This window comes from Pseudomonas ulcerans (genome assembly GCF_036324125.1).
In the GTDB taxonomy this organism is placed as follows: Bacteria; Pseudomonadota; Gammaproteobacteria; order Pseudomonadales; family Pseudomonadaceae; genus Aquipseudomonas; species Aquipseudomonas ulcerans.
In genome coordinates, this window is sequence record NZ_JAZDQN010000094.1 from 1 (window position 1) to 1,190 (window position 1,190).

A 1,190-nucleotide genomic window follows, 5' to 3' on the forward strand; every position below is an offset into this window, starting at 1 on the left:
GGAAACTCTGAAGAGGGCTTCCAGCTTTGGCAGAATGCCTGATCTCAACCGCAGAGACGCCTGATGAAGCAGATGACCTTCGCCGATGCCGAGTACGCCGGCAAGCGTAAGCAGACCCGCAAAGAGCTGTTCCTGATCGAGATGGATCAGGTGGTGCCGTGGAAAGGCTTGATCGCTCTGATCGAGCCACATTATCCAAAGGGCGAAGGCGGTCGCCCGGCCTATCCGTTGATGGCGATGCTGCGCGTACATCTCCTGCAGAACTGGTTCGGCTACAGCGACCCGGCGATGGAAGAAGCGCTGTATGAGACGACGATCCTGCGCCAATTTTCCGGACTGAGCCTGGAACGAATCCCGGACGAAACCACCATTCTCAACTTTCGACGTCTACTGGAAAAGCATGAGTTGGCGGGTGGGATTCTCGGTGTCATCAATGAGTATCTGGGGGATCGCGGCTTGTCGTTGCGCCAGGGCACCATCGTCGATGCCACCTTGATTCACGCGCCCAGTTCGACCAAAAACAGGGACGGCAAGCGCGATCCCGAGATGCATCAGACAAAGAAGGGCAATCAGTATTACTTCGGCGCCAAAGCCCACATCGGCGTCGATGATGAGTCGGGTCTGGTGCACAGCGTTGTGGTCACGGCAGCCAACGTTGCCGACGTTACGCAGGTCGACAAACTGCTGCACGGCAAAGAAAACGTGGTCTGTGCCGATGCCGGTTACACCGGTGTCGAAAAGCGCGAAGAACACGCGGGGCGCAAAGTCATTTGGCAGATTGCAGCCCGGCGCAGCACGTACAAGAAGCATGGGAAGCGCAGCGTCTTGTACAAGGTGATCCGCAAGATCGAGAAGGCCAAGGCCCAGGTTCGAGCCAAGGTCGAGCATCCTTTTCGGGTGATCAAGCGTCAGTTCGGTTACGCGAAAGTACGCTTCCGGGGCCTGGCCAAGAACACAGCGCAAATGGTGACGTTGTTCGCGCTGTCGAACCTATGGATGGCACGCCGGTACTTGTTGATGAACGCAGGAGAGGTGCGTGTTTAATGCGGATATTCGCCGCAGCGAAGCATCTCGACGGCGCTGAAAGGGCCGAAGAATGACGAGAGTGATCAGTTTTTCGGTGGGCTGCTGGCATTCAGAGGGACTGACCTCCCAATAGCCGGAAAATATCCGGCTAATTCAGAGCATCC

Annotated in this window: 1 protein-coding gene; it reads left to right on the forward strand. The window is 56.8% G+C overall.

The window, feature by feature from the left end:
• The first annotated feature begins 63 nt into the window (after positions 1-63).
• Positions 64-1,044, forward strand: a complete 981-nt coding sequence (locus V0R59_RS31665) for an IS5 family transposase (RefSeq protein WP_330078431.1) — start codon at positions 64-66, stop codon at positions 1,042-1,044.
• Positions 1,045-1,190: the final 146 nt, after the last annotated feature.